22 protein-coding genes are annotated in these 18,743 nt (G+C 64.2%); all 22 read right to left on the bottom strand.

The window, feature by feature from the left end; all coding sequences use genetic code 11:
* Window positions 1-336: 336 nt before the first annotated feature.
* The 22 genes from ACNQVK_RS03220 to ACNQVK_RS03115 all read right to left on the bottom strand — a co-directional run bounded on the left by ACNQVK_RS03220 (window position 337) and on the right by ACNQVK_RS03115 (window position 18,579).
* Entirely contained in the window at window positions 337-2,049 is a 1,713-nt protein-coding gene (locus ACNQVK_RS03220; RefSeq protein ID WP_418028564.1) for an ATP-binding protein, read from the bottom strand.
* 444 nt (window positions 2,050-2,493) lie between these two features.
* On the bottom strand, window positions 2,494-4,425 hold the full coding sequence (locus ACNQVK_RS03215) for a hypothetical protein (RefSeq protein ID WP_418028563.1): 1,932 nt from the start codon (window positions 4,423-4,425) through the stop codon (window positions 2,494-2,496).
* A 613-nt stretch (window positions 4,426-5,038) separates the two neighbouring features.
* Entirely contained in the window at window positions 5,039-5,977 is a 939-nt protein-coding gene (gene dprA / locus ACNQVK_RS03210) for a DNA-processing protein DprA (RefSeq protein ID WP_418028562.1), read from the bottom strand.
* Window positions 5,977-7,554, bottom strand: a complete 1,578-nt coding sequence (locus ACNQVK_RS03205; RefSeq protein ID WP_418028561.1) for a YifB family Mg chelatase-like AAA ATPase — start codon at window positions 7,552-7,554, stop codon at window positions 5,977-5,979. Before ACNQVK_RS03205 ends, dprA begins: the two co-directional genes overlap by 1 nt.
* Window positions 7,555-7,754: 200 nt before the next feature.
* On the bottom strand, window positions 7,755-8,414 hold the full coding sequence (locus ACNQVK_RS03200; RefSeq protein ID WP_418028560.1) for a hypothetical protein: 660 nt from the start codon (window positions 8,412-8,414) through the stop codon (window positions 7,755-7,757).
* A 197-nt stretch (window positions 8,415-8,611) separates the two neighbouring features.
* On the bottom strand, window positions 8,612-8,995 hold the full coding sequence (locus tag ACNQVK_RS03195; protein WP_418028559.1) for a hypothetical protein: 384 nt from the start codon (window positions 8,993-8,995) through the stop codon (window positions 8,612-8,614).
* Between the two features lie 23 nt (window positions 8,996-9,018).
* A complete protein-coding gene (locus ACNQVK_RS03190; RefSeq protein WP_418028558.1) occupies window positions 9,019-9,546 on the bottom strand; it encodes a hypothetical protein in 528 nt (175 codons plus the stop codon).
* Window positions 9,547-9,635: 89 nt separating this feature from the next.
* On the bottom strand, window positions 9,636-9,944 hold the full coding sequence (locus ACNQVK_RS03185; RefSeq protein ID WP_418028557.1) for a hypothetical protein: 309 nt from the start codon (window positions 9,942-9,944) through the stop codon (window positions 9,636-9,638).
* On the bottom strand, window positions 9,941-10,198 hold the full coding sequence (locus ACNQVK_RS03180) for a hypothetical protein (RefSeq protein ID WP_418028556.1): 258 nt from the start codon (window positions 10,196-10,198) through the stop codon (window positions 9,941-9,943). Before ACNQVK_RS03180 ends, ACNQVK_RS03185 begins: the two co-directional genes overlap by 4 nt.
* Window positions 10,199-10,352: 154 nt before the next feature.
* Window positions 10,353-10,964, bottom strand: a complete 612-nt coding sequence (locus ACNQVK_RS03175) for a hypothetical protein (RefSeq protein WP_418028555.1) — start codon at window positions 10,962-10,964, stop codon at window positions 10,353-10,355.
* Window positions 10,965-11,161: 197 nt separating this feature from the next.
* A complete protein-coding gene (locus ACNQVK_RS03170; protein WP_418028582.1) occupies window positions 11,162-11,683 on the bottom strand; it encodes an AAA family ATPase in 522 nt (173 codons plus the stop codon).
* Between the two features lie 103 nt (window positions 11,684-11,786).
* Window positions 11,787-12,350, bottom strand: coding sequence for a hypothetical protein (locus tag ACNQVK_RS03165; RefSeq protein ID WP_418028554.1), 564 nt, complete (start codon window positions 12,348-12,350; stop codon window positions 11,787-11,789).
* 70 nt (window positions 12,351-12,420) lie between these two features.
* Entirely contained in the window at window positions 12,421-12,753 is a 333-nt protein-coding gene (locus ACNQVK_RS03160) for a hypothetical protein (RefSeq protein ID WP_418028553.1), read from the bottom strand.
* Window positions 12,754-13,001: 248 nt separating this feature from the next.
* Window positions 13,002-13,361, bottom strand: coding sequence for a hypothetical protein (locus tag ACNQVK_RS03155; RefSeq protein WP_418028552.1), 360 nt, complete (start codon window positions 13,359-13,361; stop codon window positions 13,002-13,004).
* A gap of 57 nt (window positions 13,362-13,418) precedes the next feature.
* Window positions 13,419-13,976, bottom strand: a complete 558-nt coding sequence (locus ACNQVK_RS03150) for a hypothetical protein (protein ID WP_418028551.1) — start codon at window positions 13,974-13,976, stop codon at window positions 13,419-13,421.
* A complete protein-coding gene (locus tag ACNQVK_RS03145; RefSeq protein WP_418028550.1) occupies window positions 13,976-14,128 on the bottom strand; it encodes a hypothetical protein in 153 nt (50 codons plus the stop codon). Before ACNQVK_RS03145 ends, ACNQVK_RS03150 begins: the two co-directional genes overlap by 1 nt.
* Window positions 14,129-14,267: 139 nt before the next feature.
* Complete coding sequence (locus ACNQVK_RS03140; RefSeq protein WP_418028549.1) at window positions 14,268-14,951, bottom strand: hypothetical protein; 684 nt, start codon at window positions 14,949-14,951, stop codon at window positions 14,268-14,270.
* A 772-nt stretch (window positions 14,952-15,723) separates the two neighbouring features.
* Window positions 15,724-16,500, bottom strand: a complete 777-nt coding sequence (locus tag ACNQVK_RS03135; RefSeq protein WP_418028548.1) for a hypothetical protein — start codon at window positions 16,498-16,500, stop codon at window positions 15,724-15,726.
* An 894-nt stretch (window positions 16,501-17,394) separates the two neighbouring features.
* Window positions 17,395-17,694, bottom strand: a complete 300-nt coding sequence (locus ACNQVK_RS03130; protein WP_418028547.1) for a hypothetical protein — start codon at window positions 17,692-17,694, stop codon at window positions 17,395-17,397.
* Window positions 17,694-17,840 carry a hypothetical protein gene (locus ACNQVK_RS03125; RefSeq protein ID WP_418028546.1) on the bottom strand — a complete coding sequence of 49 codons (147 nt, stop codon included), beginning with the start codon at window positions 17,838-17,840 and terminating at the stop codon, window positions 17,694-17,696. The genes ACNQVK_RS03130 and ACNQVK_RS03125 overlap by 1 nt, the downstream gene beginning before the upstream one ends.
* The gene (locus ACNQVK_RS03120; RefSeq protein WP_418028545.1) at window positions 17,837-18,046 is read right to left on the bottom strand and encodes a hypothetical protein; all 210 of its coding nucleotides are present in this window, start codon (window positions 18,044-18,046) and stop codon (window positions 17,837-17,839) included. The genes ACNQVK_RS03125 and ACNQVK_RS03120 overlap by 4 nt, the downstream gene beginning before the upstream one ends.
* Window positions 18,047-18,174: 128 nt before the next feature.
* On the bottom strand, window positions 18,175-18,579 hold the full coding sequence (locus ACNQVK_RS03115; RefSeq protein WP_418028544.1) for a hypothetical protein: 405 nt from the start codon (window positions 18,577-18,579) through the stop codon (window positions 18,175-18,177).
* Window positions 18,580-18,743: the final 164 nt, after the last annotated feature.

Genomic DNA, 18,743 nt, shown 5'->3' with positions numbered 1-18,743 from the left:
GTGGAGCGCGGAGGCGCGCGTCGGATGATGGATGTTGGTCAACCTCTATGCCGACCGGCGGCTGGCGGTGGTTCGTGAGTATGTGTCTAATGCGGTCGATGCCACACGCGCGGCGGGTAGCGAGCCGGCTGGAGGTGTCGACGCCTTCCCTGATCGAACCGAATTTCGTTGTGACCGACCGAGGTACGGGGTATGTCGGTTGCTGAGGTGGAGAGGAACGTTCCTGGCGTTCGCTGCATCGAGCAAGCGTGAGAGCAACGAGATGATCGGGGCGGCTTCGTTTCTGGTGGACACTGGTGAAAGGTGGTCTGCGCACCACGGTGCGCTGTGCGCAACCTAGAGCATCAGGCGTCGTCGGCGGGTGTGCCCAGCGACCTGCCGGACGACGAACCACCATCGTTCTGTTGATCCGGCGCACATGGCGAGGCGTGGCGTCGGGCGGTGCGCGGAGGTGGCCTGCGACGGGCGGCGCGCTGGTGGACGGCGCCCCGTGGCGGCCTTGCTGGCGGTCCCACTGCTATCGGGCCGGCGTCCGCCGGCCCACGTGTCGACCGCCCAGCACGCCGACGTAGCGGCGGCACACTGTTCACCTCGGTGCCCGAGGTCACCCAGCGAGTGATGGTGGTGTGTGTGATCGAGTTGCCCGATCGGCTCGTTCGACCACACCCCTAGCCGGGAGTCGGTGATCGCCACCGGGACCCTGGCCGCTGTGCGGACGGGGCGCTGGGCCAGTTCCGGGGTGCCCGATGACGTTCTTGGTTCAGGAGGTGTCAGCGGCCGGCCGCCACCGATGTGGCTGCTGCGGTGGGGTTGCGGTCGGCCACCTTGGCCGCTGGCTACAGCGGCCACGTTGCCGATCCCGTTCCGAATGGGCGTGCCCGCAGGGGGGCCCTGCACGTGGATACCGCGTCGCGGCGGCGCGGGATCGAGGATTCCCGCTTCGAACACGTCCGCGCGGGAATCCTCGATCCGCGCCCACCGCGACCGCCCCGACGCGGTATCCACGTGCCAGGCCCCCACCCCTGCGGGCACACCCACTCGGAACGGGATCGGCAACGTGGCCGCTGTAGCCACACGGCCCAAGGTGGCCGACCGCAACCCCACCGCAGCAGCCACATCGGTGGCAGCCAGCCGTGACACCTCCTGAACCAGAGCGTCATAGGACACCCGGAACTGGCCCAGCGCCCCGTCCACAGCGGCCAGGGTCCGCTCGGTGGCGATCACCGACTCCCGGCTAGGGGTGTGGTCGAACGAGCCGATCGGCAACTCGATCACACACGCCGGCAGCTTGGTCACCTCCGTCACTCGCTGGGTGACCTCGGGCACCGAGGTGAACAGTGTGCCGCCGCTACGTACCATCACCGCACTGCGGTCTGGGCGGTCAACACGTCGGCACGACACCGGCCCGATCCACGTGGGACCGCCAGCGAGGCTAGCCACGGGCGCACCGTCCACCAGCACCGCACCCGCGTCGTGCGCGCAGGCCACCTCGCGCACCGCCCGACGCCACGCCTCGCCATGTGCACCGATCTCGACAGGAACGATGATCGTCGTCCCGTCCGGCAGGTCGCTGGGCACACCCGCCAACAACACCTGATGCTCTAGGTTGCGCGCGGCGCGCACCGTGGTGCGCAGACCACCCTTCACCGTGTCCACCAGAAACGACTCAGCCAGCGCCCAGGCCGACTTCGCACCCACGCCCAGCCCACCGATCATCTCGTTGCTCTCACGCTTGCTCGATGCAGCGAACGCCAGAAACGTCTGCTCCACCTCAGCAACCGACATACCCGTACCTCGGTCGGTCACAACGAAATTCGGTTCGATCAGGGAAGGCGTGGACACCTCCACCGGCTCGCTACCCCCCGCAGCACGTGTGGCATCGACCGCATTAGACACATACTCACGAACCACCGCCAGCCGCCGGTCGGCATAGAGGTTGACCAACATCTCCATCATCCGACGCGCGCCCTCCGGGTCCACCCGACTCGTCATCGTCGGCAACTCCACAGCAGTGCTCACCAGCGTCGAAATCGGCTCAACAATACGCATTCAACGTCCCCTCACAGGATTCACGGGCGAGCCCAAATGGCCTGCCCTACACCTGCAATTCTACCTCTGCGCACCGACATCCACAGCGCGAAATCTCCCTGCCACCACGCCTTTTCCGCTTATTAGACCCATTCCCAGCCCCGCCCCAGCGGCGGGGAGGGGTTGGGAATGATCGAAAGTGATCGAGCCGATCCGGCAGCGTTCAAGACCCCGAGGCAACCCCGGCATCGAGGTCGCTCGCATCCGGTTCGGCAGGAACCCGTCGGTCGCACTTCCCTTGCAAAGCGGAGACGGGAGACGGTCAGTCGAACTCGCCGCGAAGGGCAATCGCCGGCACTGGCTGAGGAATCAGCCAGTGCCGCGCCGCCGGCGGGGACGCGCCGACCACGACCTTCCGACACCGAAGTGTGGGCCGTCATCAAACCCGAGCGGGTGTCAGCTCACTTACGACGCGGTCAACCCTGGTTGGCCAGGGCTGCGACCCGACGTCCCGAACGGCGATGGGGGCGCCGGCTGCGGGACAGGCATTGGCGGCAACTCTAGGGCCTCTGCACGTCCGCCTGGCCCTGACAGCAGCATCGTCGAATCGTCTTGCCGGCTGGACGGCGGCTGGACGGTTTCGGGTCGTGGCGGCGCTTCTGAAGGCGTTTTAGGCGGCTCGCCGACAGATGGGGGCGGTGCGTGTTCGGGAGCTGCGTGGGCAGGCACCTCTAATTGCGCATCGGCAGTTGGCCGGAAGATCCCCTCGAAGCCCGCGCGGTCTTTGAGTACGTCATCGAGTTTGTGCACGACCCCCGGGGTGTTCGGGTCTGCCACCAATCCGGGTCCGACTGCGACCATCGTCTTGTCTTTCCACTTCAGAATGTCGCCTGCCTGCACATCAGCAGGCTCGATCTTGGCCCCGAGATTCTTGTCGTCCAGGTCGAGCACACCGTCGTAGGCCTGCTGGGCAGCATCGCCGCCCTCAGCGCCTTGCAAGGCGTTGGTCGCCGCGGCGGCGGCCTTTTCGTTTGGTGCATCGACCACCTGGCCGTCGGGCAGCGTCACCTTTGTCCCGAACGGCGGCGGAGTCGTGGCCGGGTGTACCGCTGTCAAATCCGGCTTTTGCTCGTCCTTGCTGCTTGGGGCGGCCGCGAGTTTGGCTACCGACCTGACCACATCTCCGATCGGGGCAAGCGGATTCGCGCCACCTCCGAGCGCGGCACCGGGCAGACCGCCGAGCGTCGACATCGGGTTGAGCAGGCTGCTGGCCACCGGCGCGGCACCTGCCAGCAGATCCTCCAGTCTGCCGTCAGCGGCCGGCCTGCTCATGCCCGCAGTCGCTGTCGCCGGCGGCATCGCCCCTACCGGTGGCGGCACATCCTGCAACGGACTGTTCGACAGCGGCGTCACCGCCGCCGGTGTTGCGGAGCCGCCCGGACTCGGGACCGCAGGCATCTTCTGAACTGTGTTCGACGCTTTCGAGACCGCAGCGCGCGCCTGGCCGATAACGTCTACCTCCGCCTGCAACAGCGAATCGAAGCGACCTTCTGGAAGGGCGCTCACCTTGCTGTTGAAGTCGGCGATCGCATCGTTGATTGCTTTGCGTCCCTGCTCCGTAGTGACCTTCGACTCTCCAATGGCGGCATCGAAAGCCTTGGCAGTGGAGTTGAATTCGCGCTCAAGCTGTTTGAACTTGGTCTTGAGCTTGTCGTATCCCTCGATACCGCTGTCTTTGCCTGTCTCGGTGTTGAACGGGAATGCCGGTGAGCTACTCGCCGCCGGAGATCCATCGCCGAACAGTTTGAACAGGTTCACCAGCACGTCGGTCATCCTGTTTCCGACGTCCGGGTCTTGGGCCGTGGCCCAATCCGGGTACGTCGGCTTCGTCATCGCCGATGGCACCGATAGTGCCGGCGCATCGCCTGCGGGCGCGGCCTGGCGCTCCGGTACTGAATCAACCTGCGGGCCGATCTGCTGGCCTTGCTTGTCGACGGGGACGAACTTGCCGTCCACTGGCAGGTAATCAGCCGGCGTGATCGGCGGGCCTTCGGGCTGCCCGAACTGGCCTTCGAGGGTCGAAGTGCCATCGAGGTTCTGGATCCACGAACGCCCCGACGCCGCGTCGCGATAGACGATGGTTCCGTCAGCAGGAAGACGCGTGCCATCACCGAACACCAGATAGCGCTGGGCGGCTTTGTTGCCGGTGTTGAAGTGAATGTTCGGGTCGCCGTAGGCCTTCTGTGCCTTCTCCAGCACTCGACCCCAATACGGATCCGACCGAGCAATGGCCCACGATTGCCCGGGGGGCCTCCAGCCCGGATCAACGCCCTCAAACCACCGCAACAGCGGCGTTGCGTCCCAATACGTCAGCTCATCGAACTGCTTGGCAGTCACCCGCGAACCCTCCCGGCCTATCGTCTCTACCCGTTAAGTACCGGCGCGTGAGGGCATTTCCGTCGCCTACCGCCCAGGAAAAGTGGGGCTTGTCGTGACCGTCGGCCGGCTGCACGCCACTGTCGGGCGCGGAGATGCCACCCTGACGTGTCGGGTAGCTCGTCACGCCCGAACTCCATTGGGATAGTGCCCATGGCACCCACCGTAAACCTGGAATCACCGTTGCTTGACGGTCGCGACCTGCACAATTCGCAACATCATGTGCAAGTCCCCCTCTCACTCCACGGCCGTCAACAGCGGCTTTCGGGACGGCCGAGATCTCTGCCTGGCCCCGAAATCGATCGCGATGCACACAGTTAGGTTGAGGGGCTCGGCTCTTTCACGACCGCGGTTGTCGCACGTACCACGCCTTCAGCATCTCGCCACGCCCGGCGGTAGGTATCCCCTTGGCGCTCTGGGGTGTCTCCGTAAAGCGCCATACCTAGTTCTCGTGCGTATTGCCGCACCATGTCCTCGGAACGGCGGATGCCGCTGTTCATTGCATAGCGGTTGTCCCGGACCAGTTTCCCGCTAGGGTCGGGCAGCAACGCGGTCACTCTGTATGTTGACCTCTTCATCTCGCAGGCTCCGGGTTCAATTGGTTCTGATCATCGGCAGGCGTGCCCATCAGTTCGACCACTTGCTCCGCTGTGCTGACCAGAGTCGCACCGTCGCGCAGAAGTGCGTGACACCCTTGCGACGCTGCCGAGGTGACCGGACCCGGCACTGCCCCGAGCTGTCGACCCAGTGTCTTAGCCCAACCCGCGGTGTTCATCGCACCACCGCGTAGACCGGACTCAACCACCACCGTTGCCGCCGACAATGCGGCGATGAGTCGGTTGCGGGCCACGAACCGCATACGTCCTGGGGACGATCCCGGCGGAGACTCGCTAACCAGCAGGCCCGCGTCGCCGATCCGGCGGAACAATGCGCTGTGCCCCGCCGGATAGGGGGTGTCAATGCCCGCGGCCATCACGGCGACAGTCGGCCCCTCACAGGCCAAAGCGCCACGGTGCGCAGATCCGTCGACGCCGTATCCGCCACCTGAAACAACGGCAACGCCGCGGGCGGCTATGCCGGCGGCCAGGTCCGCCGCGACGTGTTCGCCATATGCGGTTGCGGCTCGGCTGCCGACAACCGCTACCGCGCGGTCAGCGAGGTCTGCAAGGTTCTCCGGGCCTACCGCCCACAGCACCAGCGGGGGGTGTCCGTTGCTCAGCTCGGAGCCAATCGGCGCGTTGAACGCCTCGAACGCCCGCGATGGCCATTCATCATCGCCCGGAGTGATCAGGCGACCGCCCATTCGATCCAGCACATCCAGATCATTAGCTGCACAGTCCAACTCGCCGCGCATCCCGATCAGGCTAGCCAGCGATGGTTCGATGTCACCAGCCTTGATCTTGCCTACTGCATCGAGGGGGCCAACCTCGCTGACCAACGCGTTCAACTGGGCGCAGTGCCCTTCCGCAACTCTCGACAAATACGCCCAGGCGCGGCGCAACTCATCAGTCATCACGCAACCCCTCCCTGACGAAAGCTCATCGCCGCCTGCACATCGGCCAACGATGGCGAGGTCCGCCCTGCAAGGTCGGCCACCGTCCACGCCACCCGCAAGCAGCGATCGGCACCCCGGACGCTGATAGATCCGAGCTCCAGCGCCGTGCGCATCGGTTCCATCGCGGCCGACGATGGCCGGAACTTCCGCCGCAACAGCGAGCCGGGTACCTCCGCATTGCGGCAGAAGCCATGCGGGCCCCACCGCTCCATCGCAATCAGCCGCGCCGCCGCCACTCGCTCACTAGCAGCCCTACCACCGCCTCCTGCGCCCGCTGCCAGCTTTGCAGTCGAAACCGGGGATAACCGCACGCGTACATCCATCCGATCGAGCAGCGCCCCACACAGCCTGCGGTTGTAATGCGCCCGCGTGGGTGCCGAACAGATGCAGTCCGTCTGGCTGCCCGCGGCACACCCGCACTCTCTAGTCCCCAGGATCAGTTGGAAGCGTGCTGGGTAGCACACCACCCCAGCGCGCCGTGCGATCCGGACCTCGCCGTCTTCCAGCGGGAACCGTATGGCCTCCATCGCAGACACTCCCATCTCGGCGGCATCGTCGAGGAACAGCACCCCGCGGTGCGCAAGGCTGATCGCGCCGGGACGGGCAAGTCCACTTCCACCCCCGACCAGGGCACCCACACTCGAAGCGGCCGGCGGAGAGACCAACTGTGGTCGGGTGATTCGTGGATTGGCCGCTTCCAGCATCGCTGCTACCGAATGCAACGCGGTTACCTCTAGTGCCTCTTCGTCGTTCAGATCGGGCAGCACCGCCACCAACCTGTGTGCAATCGCTGCCGTGGCGGAGCTGTCCTGCCCGACGAGGAGCATGTGATGGCAGCCTGCCGCGGCCACCTCCACTGCCTGCCCCACCTCTGTCCAACCTGCCGCTACCGGTGGGGAAGCCGGATCCTCAACCTTGCGATCTTGCTCCGGATCCGCGGCCCCTAGATCGAGGGTTCTGCCCGTGTCTAGCCAGGCAATCATCTGGCCAAGCGTGCGAACACCCCAAACCTCCATGCCCTCGACCAAGGCCGCCTCAGCCAGGTTCTCCGCTGGGACCACGATCGCCGACCAACCCGCTTGCTTCGCAGCCAACACTGCGGGCAATACACCACGGACGGGCCGCACTCGGCCATCGAGGGCCAGTTCCCCCAACAGGATGGTCTTCTCAAGTCTGCGAGACCGTGAGTTGTCCTGCGCGGCCAGTATCGCCGCCGCTAACGCCAGGTCACATACCGATCCGGGCCTGGGCAGGCCCGCTGGGTGCAGCGCCACCGTCACCGCTGTCATCGGCCAGCTCCCGCCGACAGAGTTGAGCGTGGCAGCTCGGACACGATCACACGACTCGACCGACAACGTGTCCGGTACCCCGGCGATATGTAGGCCCGGCAACCCCGCGGATAGACCGACTTCGACAGTGACGATCTGCCCGGCCAGTCCCCGCAATGCCACTGAGAACGCCCGACTATCGGCCGCAAATCCAACACCCACGACAACTTCCCCTCTCGGGACTCCTGTAGGCAACCCGACTGGCATGCCCAACACAAAGAACGCTACCCGACCCCACCGACAAACAACGCCGGCCGACAACGGCAGCGGCGGCGGCGGCGGCGGCGGCGACTGAGCAAACGAATTATGAAGCATCCCAGCCCCCTCCAGCGGCGGGGAGGGGGTGGGGAATTCAGTGGCCGGCCTCTAGAGATGCCCGGCCACTGAATCCACTGAATTAGTGCCGCTCAGGCACGCTCAACGTCCAGCAGTTCGTGGTCCTGGATAGCATCGGCGAGATCTCCTCCCCGCAACGCATAAATCGCCTCTTGCACCATCTCGTCGGTTACCTTTTCACCCGCAGCGTCGGAGTTGTACGACGACACCGGAATACGCACTCGCACCGTTACATTGACTCCCGCGATGTAGTCATTCGAGCGCGCGGGCAAGGCCTGAGAAAGCATGAACTCGTCAAATCGTTCACAAAGCTGGTATCGGTCGGCATACTCGTGGGCTGCATCCACGATCTCTTCAAGGCGTTGATCCTTCGCAACCAACGCCGCACGGGCCGCGTTCCGCTCGGCACGCAGATCCTCGGTATCCCAGAAAGCTGCAGCGATCGCCGACGCCCATCCCGGCATCACCTCGTCAGTCGGGATCGGGCCAGCCAAGACCCGTACCTCCGAAATCGGCCCGGCAACCACCACCTCGTGCGCATCAGGCATGACGACCGCACACCGCCGCTCCCGCCCCTGTGCCAAGCCACGCTCAACCACCAGCCAACCCGCCAACCCGCCACGCTCCACCGTCGTAGCCCACACCATCGACCCTGGTTCCACACCAGACCCAAGCAACTCGGCCACCGACCGCGATTCCGTATCCACCGAACCCTCAACGACAGCAGTCACGAAACTCCCCTTCCCGGGAACACGAAGGCCGACCCGATTGACCAGCCTCACTACGTCGATTCTACCAATGGACACCGACACTCGAAGGCGTTATACCACTACGCCACAACATAAATCGAGCCTCAGCATCTACTAACACCCCTCCCCAGCCCTGCGGCGGGGAGGGGTGGGGACCAAGCGGATCCCCACCGAGTCGCCTACCCCCGATGCCCTTCCGGCATCAGAGCGATCTGGATGGTCTTGCGACCAGCCCGACGTGCCTTCACACACGTGTTCCACCACTCGCCCGCAGCGCCTACGAGAGCACGCAACTGGCTGACCTCCCGCTCGTGATGCGTCCGCTGGCTCAACAGCTGGGACTTCATCTGCATTTCGAGCAGCTGGTAGCGAGACACGATGTCCCCCTTGTCCAAGCACATCAGGAAATCAGCGTTCGCCTGCCTGTGGCCTGGGTGCGACTCGTCGTGTAGCGCTCGAACGCGCTCGTCGTCAGCAGTGAAGGCAGCGATGTTCATCCGAGCCTGGTCAGTCTGCATAGTGTCGGTCCGCCAGTTGGTGTAGCGCGGAAACTCCGTCGTCATGCCTACTACTCCTATCGGGGTGGTCATTCTTCGTCTCGCGACCGAAAGGGACTGCGTTGGAAAGGCGCACGGTCATGGGCCGCGCTGTACTTCCCGGCGCCGTCGTACCCCCACAAGTCAAACCCCAGCGGGTCAAAGCAATGGTCCGAGAACCGGCCATCGGAGGCCTGCTCGATGACATGGCGGTGACCAGCACCGTCGGTCCATACCACCGGCGGAAGCTCCGACAGGACGCTGTCGACGACGTCGCGCTCATCGGCGGCCAGTTGCCGCAACCTCGGATCTGTAGAACTGCCCAGTAGCCAGGCCGTGTTTTCCTCCCACTGCCGGTGATGACGACCGGTTCCAAGCTCCTCCTTCGCCGCCCGCTTCGTCGGCCACCGTCGGGCGGAGTGGTCGACCCCGCTTTGATCAACGATCTGCCAAGATCGCTCCGCGGCCTTGGCAACTGACCACGTGTCCGGGTGACTGCCGAAGTGAAGGCGGGCGCTCTTCGCAAACTGCTCCAACATCCCTGCCCTGATTCGCGTCTTACGCTCGTCGTTTGACATCTGCTTCTCTCTTTTCGGTTGAGATCCTGGGCTCCATCCCGACCGGACATGGCCCCACTTCGGCCAGGCCGCGCCGCAACCAGCTGGCGCTACGGGCTGTAGCGCTCGTTTTCAAGTGCGCCTTGTGTCGCCGCTTCCTCGGCCGGGGCGGCTAGCGCGTCCACGCCCAGCCATTCCTCCAATACCTCCACGAGTGCTTCCGCGCAGTCGTGGATCGTCTCGCGCACATCGAAGTTCGTCTCGTCGTGATCGCGCAGGGCAGACTCGCTGTAGTCGCTCAATTCGCAGTTGTCCGGGCAGGTCTCGTCGCACTCATGCATGACATGGATGTCAGCGAACGCATCGCGTAGCGACGTGACCGCGTTGATTACCGCGGCAGGCGGATGCGGCGCGGTCACGATCCGCACCACTCATTGCTTCGGCCAACCAGCTCCGGCATCTTGGGTGCCTCGACGATGGTCACCGTGTACAAGTAACCCAGATCGCTGTCGATACCGTGACCGTCACCGGTGAATTCCTGCAGCTGATCCCACAGTCCCTCCATATCATCGAACGGATCCACCTCGACCGATTCGACCCTCTTGGACTGGTGGCCGTCGCTGTAGTGGTTCTCCACCTTTATCGACAGGGCCAGTCCAATAACCGTGTTCAACAACACTCTCCCCTTCCGGGATCTACAGGCAAGCCCAAATGGCCTGCCCTACAACACAACAATTCTACCGCGGACTACCGACACGTCTTCGTACAAGACTCCCGGGCCCGCCCCTGCGGCGGGGAGGGGCGGACTCTGGGAACGTGACCCCTTCTTAGACCCGCTTGGCGTCGATCCGGGACGCCTCAGCCTGGTACCGACGCGCCGTGTTCAACAGATCACCCGACGCCTCGACGTCACCCCGCTTCAAAACGGCGTCGGCCAGCTCAACAGCATTGCTTGCTATGTCTAGCGCTGCGTCGCGCCGAGCATTCAGGCGAGCGGCTACCTGCTGCGCGTTCCGCGGCCGAGGGAGCGCGGTGATGCTGGGCAAGCCATCCAGAGTCACATCGAGGCGCTCGTGCCGGAGCTTCGCAGAGCGCAGGGCCTCCTGGTCCAGGATGTAGCCGTCCCTCTCGTTGCCCATCACTACTTCACCGGCGAGCCCGGGCACATTCACGTCTGCGTAGGCGTTGCCGCCCGCATTCATCGACTCGATTTCCGACACCATGCTGGCGACGGCGGCGTCTCTAGTAGCGAACACTTCCCTCACTCGGCCTGGGCTCTGTTGGCCGCCATGACCACTAGACAGCGCCGGCGGTTGGCCGACGAGGGCTTGATCGTCCGTCCGGGCAATCGCCTGCGGTTCGTCGTCTGCGCGCGACAGGTGACTCTGCATCTCCGCTTTGCGACGCTCCAGGTTCTCGACCTCCGACTGCGATGACATCAACTGCTGCCGGCAGTCTCCGCTACACCGCTTTGGACCTCCGACCTCATCGCGAGCTATGCACATTTAGATTCCTCCAGTGGCCAGGCTGGCCGAATTGCTGATTCCCCTTATCTAGTGAGTACCTGGGCTCCACAGCGATTCCGCCGTCACTATGACACTCCTCACAGTGGCGGCGGAATCTGGATCGCCAGGCGCTACGCGCGGATCGACTCCTTCGACAGCTCGTGCATCCACTCGATGATCTCTTCGGGGACGAACCGTCCACCGGCAGCCCCGCGTTCACGGTTACGCACCAAACACTCATCCAGCGGGGTGTCGATCGTGACGATCTCGAACCGCACGCCAAGCCGTGCGGCCAGGTCGGTCCACTGCGCCAAATGAGCGTCTTCGACATTGGTGTCGTCGATCACCACTGACTTGCGTTCGAGCAGTGCCTGGGCGACAAGGCTCACCTCAATCTCGGTCACGGTGTCCTCCTGTAGCTGGGTCAGCCCACGGAAGCACCCGAACACGTCGTGGCGAATCTGGTCGCGTCCGACAATCAGCCGCTGGCCCGGGACGGCATCGCGCCATGCCTTGGCCCACGTCGACTTTCCCGACGCTGGCAGCCCCCGCAGAATCACCATCACGGGCACCCCTGCGGAATCGCAGCGGACGCAGTCACTTTGGGGTGTCGAGCAGCTAGCGCCGCCGCAATGCTCCAATTGTCCCGACACGATTACCCCCCAGGGGCTTGCGGAAGCCACCCGAATGGTGCGCTCCAACCAGCACGAACATTACAGCCGCATACCGACAACTTCCCCACCGCTCGCCGCTCGCTCACGACGCCGTATCCGGTGGTCTCCCAATAGCCGCTTCCGCAGCATTCAGAATCGCGTCCACATGTCGATCTTCTGTGCGGCCCCATCGTGCCGAGCCGGTGCCGCCGTCCTCCTCGGTGTACTCAATCCACACCCGTCCTACTGACGCACCGTCCTGGCTTCCCTCAGGCCTGCCGAACGTCGGCCATTCACCTACAGGAGCCAGCGGTGGTTCCTCGTCGTGAACGGGGCACGGCCTGCTGGCCAAGCTGGGATCGCCGAAGTTGCGGGGCGGCTCGTTCAGCCAGTGACGCAGTAGCGACAACCCCTGCTCGCCTCTGCCACCTGCCGCAGCTATCTCGCGCTCCAGTTCCACACCCTGAGGCCGCGGATCGCACTCATGGTGGTCGCGGTAGTAGACCTGTATCAGCTCGCATCGAATCAACCGTTGCGATGCCTTCGCGAACGTCGCCTGCACCTCATCGCCACCTCGGGTCCACCACAACCCGCCCTCGGCAGTGGTTCCCAGTGTCCATCCGCGCCGTGCCGCCAGGTCCACGATCTCAACCAAGCCAGATACCACCGCGCCGTTCCTCCCCACAGAGTTCAACTCGCCCTCATCCCGTGAAATGCTGATGTCCATTTCCACTGTGCTATGCCAGAACCGAGTATCCGGCTTCGCTCAGGGCATCTTGTACCAAGCTGCCGCGTCCGCCGCCCGGCAGAACCTCCCATTCTGGGTCGATTTCCATTCCGTTCGCAGACACGCCGAATATCAGCGTCTCCACGCCTCGATCCACAGCATCCGAATCGCCGCGAATGGACACGGCATCGTTCAGGGTCGAAGCAACCACCATCGAGAACCCCTGCAATGGCGGGGACAGCTCGAAAAGACGCGCGTCGCCGTACCAGGTGACGGCCCGGCCATCCGCGTGGACGACAGCCCCTGTGGCCATCCCGACGAATCGTGCTACTCCGTTGGCCATTCCGTGACCACCTCTCACTCATGCCACCCCGAAAGTCGGGGCGGCTCCCCTAGCGGGAGCCTGGACAAGCCCGGCTGGCCTATCCGAAAAGGACACTACAAGGCCCCACCGACAACACCGGTGCCGCCGAAACATCAACCGATTCAGACACACTCATCCCTGCCCCTCTCCTGCGGCGGGGAGGGACAGGGTCCAGCTCACCATGACCTCCTGACGGCCAAGCGTGGCCGTCAGCGTCACATACTCGCTCAGCCAACTGCCATGCGGGCATGGCGATCGACGGCCTCTTGCAGCTCGGGCGCCGGAACGAAATCCCATCCGGAGGCTGCCACCGCGTAGGCGCTTCCGGCAACGACCACGACGTCACCGACCGACAGCAACCGGTTTCCTGCTTCCAGGTACCGCGCCGCCCACGGCTCCGCCGCGATCAGGTATCCACCGATGTTGAGCTGGTCGAACACAGTCTCCAGCAGCTCGACGGGCAGCCCGCCCGATGCGCCGGCAGCAGGCATCTGAAACTGCACCGCCAGCCGCAACACCGCGCTCTCAGACGCAAAGGCACGTTCATCACCCAACTCGGCCTCATTCAAGTACACCGCAATCTCCATACAGAGCTCCTCTAACCCTTCATTTGCACTGCACCGCTGGGTATTCCGGTGTACGACTCAGTAGTCATCGACGCCGTAGGTCACGGTGTGGGTGCCGCCCGTGCAGACGAGCTGCTCTCGTTCGCACGGGCAGGGTAGGTCAGTACCGACAGCTCGTCCGAACTCGCCTGCATTGATGTTGTGGTGAGCGTTGCGCGGCAGACTCGAGACCGCCAACTCGACCAACTCAGGAAGTCGTTCAGCCGACGCCGTGCCGTGATGTACAGACGCCACACAACGATTGCTGTCACAATCGCCGCGCCACTCGACCTTCGAGTCCCTGCTGTAGTCGGCAGCGGTGCCGCCGTAGACCTCCGCAGCCCGCTCAGGCGCAGTCATTGGCGGGTAGACGGCGAGGTGGTAGCCGACAGCCGTGCCCGCGGCTTCCATCTCCCGACGACGAGGCAGAGACCAAACACCCGCGTCGGCATCGGACACCCAAACGTAGTGACCGGTTTCGAGGCGGGCCTCGAAAATCATGACTCCCCCACCGGAGTTGAACATCTCGAACGCCAGTCCGGTTCGACGTTCAACGGCCCGCAGAATCTCGCCGTACCCGTGCCCATAAGCGTCCATCAGCGCCACTCCTTGCGGATCTGCTGCTTACCCCACGAACGGGTGCGCTTGCGCCGCCCATCGGGGATCGGCGTCGCCGCGTTGCTGCGGCGCAGCTCCTGGCGGCGACGGGCATTGCCCCGATCACGGGTCTCGATCTTGGTGGCTGCCATGGCTGTCCCTTCAGGATCCGAGGCTCACCCGACTGGTGTGCCTGAACAACCCGAACGCTACATTGCCCCACCGACAACCGATTCCGCTCCGCGAATCGCGGAAGGACCGCACGATACTCGCGACCCTCCCGCGATCCTCCTAGAGGGTGTGCACCTCGGCGATTCTGACGCTCACCGAGCACTCGCGATCCAGCCAACCCAATAGATCGTCGTCCGCAATCTCGCGGCCGGTGAGTTCGTCGCTGAAGTCGTCCCTGAGCCTGCTGAGCGCCGCGGTTTCGCTGGGACACAGCACGACGGCAGGGTCAAAGCGCCGGTCCGCCTGGTGGATGACAACCATTGTCCGCCAGTCTGATACGGGCGCACAGACAGGCGACTGCAACACTGTGTTGGCTTCATCGCACACCATGTCCAGATAGAACCGCGCCGCCTCACACGGCGGAGTGCCTTCGAGAGGCCCGCAGACTTCCCTCCATCCCGACGTCAGGCTGGTCTTCGGATAGCCGGCGCTTTTGTTGTCCACCAGCACGTAATACCCGTCCACCCCGTCTGGGCCGTACTCGTCATCACCGTTGACTGCAATGTTCAGCCGCGGATCCCCATCCAAGACGCCGGCCTCTTGCGCCGAGGTCACCAGACGGGCCAGTTCCACGCCCGCGCCGAACTCGGCGGGATTGGGCAGCTCCGACTCCAGCTCCTCCCCGAGATCTTCGACCCACTTGCTAAACGCCTGGTCGATGATGCGAAACGGCTCCACACCCGGCATTCTCGCGACCACCACACCGATGTCCTCAGTGCCGACATCAAGCACATAGCCGGCCATTAGGCCGCACCGCCCGATGGCCCCGAAGGCTCCATTCGGTCCGAATTCTCTATGCGGTACGTCAGGCCTGAGACCGTGAACAAATCCGCGCCCGTGGTTTCCTCCACCGCGAATAACACATCGGCAGCGCGCGGCCAATGTAGCCACGATGGCTTGTCGATTCCGGGCACTATCGACTCGAACGCCACGCCCTTCGACTGGACTCGGACCACCCTGCGCGGCTTACCTGTAGCGTCATACCCACCGCGCAACGGTGGATCCTCGCGATGCACCATTGTCACCACAACTCCCAGTTGCAGCGCACGCTTCAGTTCGGCCAATGACTTCATCAACACAACCACCCCTCTGGGCATTCATCTGGGGCTCGCCCGAATGGCCTGCCCCACAGCGCACAACACTACCTACCTGGACCGACATCACTTCATTCGTGCTCGCACACGCCACCACCACTCGATTCACATCACGCTGAGTAAACCTGACCCCTCCCGGCGGCGGGGAGGGGTCAGGTTTACGGCTTTTGCCTCTCCCGACCCCTGGACTCCCCTTGGCGATTAACCCTTAGGCGCTACGGCATAGAACGATGCGATCTCATCCCGGATGAGGCTGTACTCGCACACACGGGCTGGACGCACACACCCTGCGAATACCTGCCGGAGCACTTCGTCCGTAGGCTCAACAGATACGCCCTTGCGGGTAGTTTCGGCATGAAACTTGCCGGCGTATGCACTCGCTCGACGACGCGCTTTCCGATGGTCCCGCCCGACCGGCCCCATCACTCTGCCTCATCCTCGTCGTGGCCTCCGGCATCCCAGCCAGCGGCCGCTGCCCGGGCCACCCGTTCGACGAAGTCGGCCACCGTGCCACATTCGTCGTCTTCGCCGCAGTAGACAATTCTCTGCATCTCATCGGCGCGCCGAATCTCGACGCTGTCGAGCTCCATCTCGTGCCACCCGTGGTCATCGTCGCAAGGAAACGACGACCACGCTGAAGCCCCCAGGTGCGACTGACCGATCTGCTGCGGCACGAAATAGCACCCCTCATCCAGCGCACCCCGCAAAGATGCGATCTGGCTGGCGGTGATAGCCCCCCGTAACTGGATCCGGGCCGCCACCTTCCAATTGGCCGCATCGCGGTACTGCACCGGGATCACCGTGACCAATTCCGGCGCCCGTACCGGGCCCACACCGTCGTCATCCCAACGGACTCGTTGGCTGACCATTGCGCCGTCTCGCACAACGTTGCGCCAGTGATAGCCGTCCTCCCCAAGCCACTGCACAAATGACTCCGTCGGCACATAGGGCGCCAGCGCGACCAGGATCTCATCCTCCTCGCGGGACTTGCCGAGATAGCCAACGATAGCTACTCCGTCCTGACGGGCTTCCGCCTCGAAGCCGGCCGATTCGAGCGCGTCCAGGAGGGCATCGACGCCATCCTTATTCCCCGGTTCGCCACACCACAGGCCCAGTGCCGCCAGTACAGTGGCCGCTTCCTCAGCCCGCTCCTCGGGTACCGAGAACTCGGCGGCTTCGATTTCGACTCTGCACCCCATTACCGACCCCCACCCGCGGCGCCAACGCGCGAGTCCTGCACGATCCGATACGTCATACCGCGAATGGTGAACAACGACGCACAGGTACCCGCCTCGATGGAGAAGGTCACCTCCGAGGCCTTCGGCCAGTACAACCACGACGGCGCATCAGAGCCCGTCCGCACAGACTCCAAAGCCACGGCGTTGCCTTGCGACTTGACCACGCGCTGGGGTACCCCTGTGGCATCAATCCCACCTGGTAGCGTCGGCCGCTCCCGATATGCCAGTTCGATCACCGCTCCTGGTTGCAAAGCACGCCGCAACCCCGCCAATGTCTTGACCATCTGCTGCTTCCCTTCCGGGACCGCGGGGCCACCCTGATGGCGCGCCCCGACACCACAAATTCTATCGCGCCCTACCGACACTTACCGTCAGTCGAATATGGTTACCCACCAGGGTAATACGGCATACAAACGACCAGCCCCTCCCCCGCGGCGGGGAGGGGCTGGTCGGTCTGGTCTGGTCGCACGGGGCTGGTGATTCACCGCACGTTCTGGCGGCAGTGGTCACATTCCCATCCGTTGGGTTCCTTGGTGCACGTGTGTTTCTCTTCGCAGAGCCAGCATCGCTGGTTGCGTTTGCGCTCATTGGGCGGTTTCGCTGTCATGGCCGGGTGGTTTCCTGCCGAAGCGGCGCGTGCGACAGCGATCGATGTGGCGTTCAGATCGCCGGCCGCAGCTGATCTGTCCGTGATGTGGCAGAGGATGGGCTGCGCATCGGCCGGCGATCGCTCTGAGAGGCGGGGACGCAGAAACGGTCCCCACGCGGCGGCGCATTCGCTGCATGGCTGGTCTTGTGCGGGTGCAGTGTTGCCACACGCCGGCAGAACGCATGCCCAGCCGGTTTCCGCGTGGGTCACCGTGTTTCCGCGGCGGCGGATCGTTCGGCCACGGCGCGGGCGATCTGTTGAACGGGGTCGTGGTGGTCGACCCAGGCCCGGCCGGCTTCGTTGAGCCGATACTGGGTTGGCCGGCCTCCGGTGCCGGGGATGGCGTCGACGAGGTCTCGTCGCTCCAAGGATTCCATGATGCGCACGGTGCGACTGACGTTGTCCCAGATCCATCCGCAGCCGGGGTACCAGATTCCGCTATCGCGCTTCTGGGCGAGTCGACGCAAGACCGCGCTTTGCGTTCTTCCGAGCTTCGTGGTGGTCATTACAGATGGGTCCTTTGCAGTTCAAGAGTTTGAATTTCGTTGTACAGGCGGCTGATCGCGGCGTGACGCTCGTAGATCTGTATGTCGATCTCATCGGGATCGCCGACATTGATGTCTTCGAGGTCTTGAATGCCCAACGCGGTCACACGTCCGACCCCTGCTCGCTGCGGGCCGGATCTGAGAGCAGCTCTCGCAACTGCTGGATGTCAACGGGCTGGTGGGCGGCGACGTCAGCGGCCGTGCACGTGGTCAGGGCCGCGTTGGCTCGGCCCCGCGTGCTCCGGTGCGAGTCCGGGTCAAAGTGGGCGTCGTCAACAGCGACGGCGATGTACAGCTCGGTCAGGTTGGTCATGGTTTCCCCTTATGGGACTCGACATGGCCCACCCATCTGGCGGACCTTTGACTTAGTCGAAGTGTAGATCGGGCCACTGACAAAAGTGGCCTGCGCGGCGCTCACCGCAGCAGGCCACTCGTCAACGGTCATCGTCCCGTTTCGTCCAGGTCGATCGTCACGGCCTGGCCGATGCCGGCAACGCCGTTGCCACCCTTTAGGTGTGGTTGAACGGTGAACACCGTGGCGATGCTCGTCGGGTCACGCTGCACGATGAGTGCTCGTTCGGCCGCATCACGCACAGACGTCGCAGACAAATCTATGACCCAGGTGACGCGATATTCGCTGGTCAGAAGTTCCAGCTCGTCAGTGGCGTAGGTCCAGTCCACCGGGCCCTCTTCGCCCCACACCCGCCAGCGTCCGTTGGCCAACTGTCGGGCTTGCCACACACGCGCATCGTCCTCATCGCGATCCTTGAACCGGCAAGTCACTGTCTCGTTATCCACGTATTTCTCCCAGCTTGAGTCAAGGCCCGCCCTAATGACGTTGCCCACCAACGGCATTCGATCTCGGCCATCGGACACATCTCAGGTTCTACAGCGCCGCCACCCACACCCATTCCAGCCACGGGAAGGGGAGGACCCGCCGCCCGGCGCGTCCTCCCCTTTCGTCACGCTGTCTGGCAACCGCTCACTAGCCGCATTAGCTGCTGCTTACC

Origin of the sequence: Mycobacterium sp. 134 (assembly GCF_048282715.1) — a bacterium.
GTDB classification, from domain to species: Bacteria; Actinomycetota; Actinomycetes; order Mycobacteriales; family Mycobacteriaceae; genus Mycobacterium; species Mycobacterium septicum.
Note: the sequence above shows the minus strand (reverse complement) of the source record. Positions and strands in the feature narration are given on the sequence as shown.

What these genes read in the sequence shown, in the direction of transcription:
- ACNQVK_RS03220 (WP_418028564.1), bottom strand. Translation starts at nt 2,049, where the DNA reads ATGCGTATTGTTGAGCCGATTTCGACGCTGGTGAGCACTGCTGTGGAG.
- dprA (WP_418028562.1), bottom strand. Translation starts at nt 5,977, where the DNA reads ATGACTGATGAGTTGCGCCGCGCCTGGGCGTATTTGTCGAGAGTTGCG.
- ACNQVK_RS03205 (WP_418028561.1), bottom strand. Translation starts at nt 7,554, where the DNA reads ATGCCAGTCGGGTTGCCTACAGGAGTCCCGAGAGGGGAAGTTGTCGTG.
- ACNQVK_RS03195 (WP_418028559.1), bottom strand. Translation starts at nt 8,995, where the DNA reads ATGACGACGGAGTTTCCGCGCTACACCAACTGGCGGACCGACACTATG.
- ACNQVK_RS03190 (WP_418028558.1), bottom strand. Translation starts at nt 9,546, where the DNA reads ATGTCAAACGACGAGCGTAAGACGCGAATCAGGGCAGGGATGTTGGAG.
- ACNQVK_RS03175 (WP_418028555.1), bottom strand. Translation starts at nt 10,964, where the DNA reads ATGTCATCGCAGTCGGAGGTCGAGAACCTGGAGCGTCGCAAAGCGGAG.
- ACNQVK_RS03160 (WP_418028553.1), bottom strand. Translation starts at nt 12,753, where the DNA reads ATGGCCAACGGAGTAGCACGATTCGTCGGGATGGCCACAGGGGCTGTC.
- ACNQVK_RS03155 (WP_418028552.1), bottom strand. Translation starts at nt 13,361, where the DNA reads ATGGAGATTGCGGTGTACTTGAATGAGGCCGAGTTGGGTGATGAACGT.
- ACNQVK_RS03150 (WP_418028551.1), bottom strand. Translation starts at nt 13,976, where the DNA reads ATGGACGCTTATGGGCACGGGTACGGCGAGATTCTGCGGGCCGTTGAA.
- ACNQVK_RS03145 (WP_418028550.1), bottom strand. Translation starts at nt 14,128, where the DNA reads ATGGCAGCCACCAAGATCGAGACCCGTGATCGGGGCAATGCCCGTCGC.
- ACNQVK_RS03140 (WP_418028549.1), bottom strand. Translation starts at nt 14,951, where the DNA reads ATGGCCGGCTATGTGCTTGATGTCGGCACTGAGGACATCGGTGTGGTG.
- ACNQVK_RS03135 (WP_418028548.1), bottom strand. Translation starts at nt 16,500, where the DNA reads ATGGGGTGCAGAGTCGAAATCGAAGCCGCCGAGTTCTCGGTACCCGAG.
- ACNQVK_RS03130 (WP_418028547.1), bottom strand. Translation starts at nt 17,694, where the DNA reads ATGACCACCACGAAGCTCGGAAGAACGCAAAGCGCGGTCTTGCGTCGA.
- ACNQVK_RS03120 (WP_418028545.1), bottom strand. Translation starts at nt 18,046, where the DNA reads ATGACCAACCTGACCGAGCTGTACATCGCCGTCGCTGTTGACGACGCC.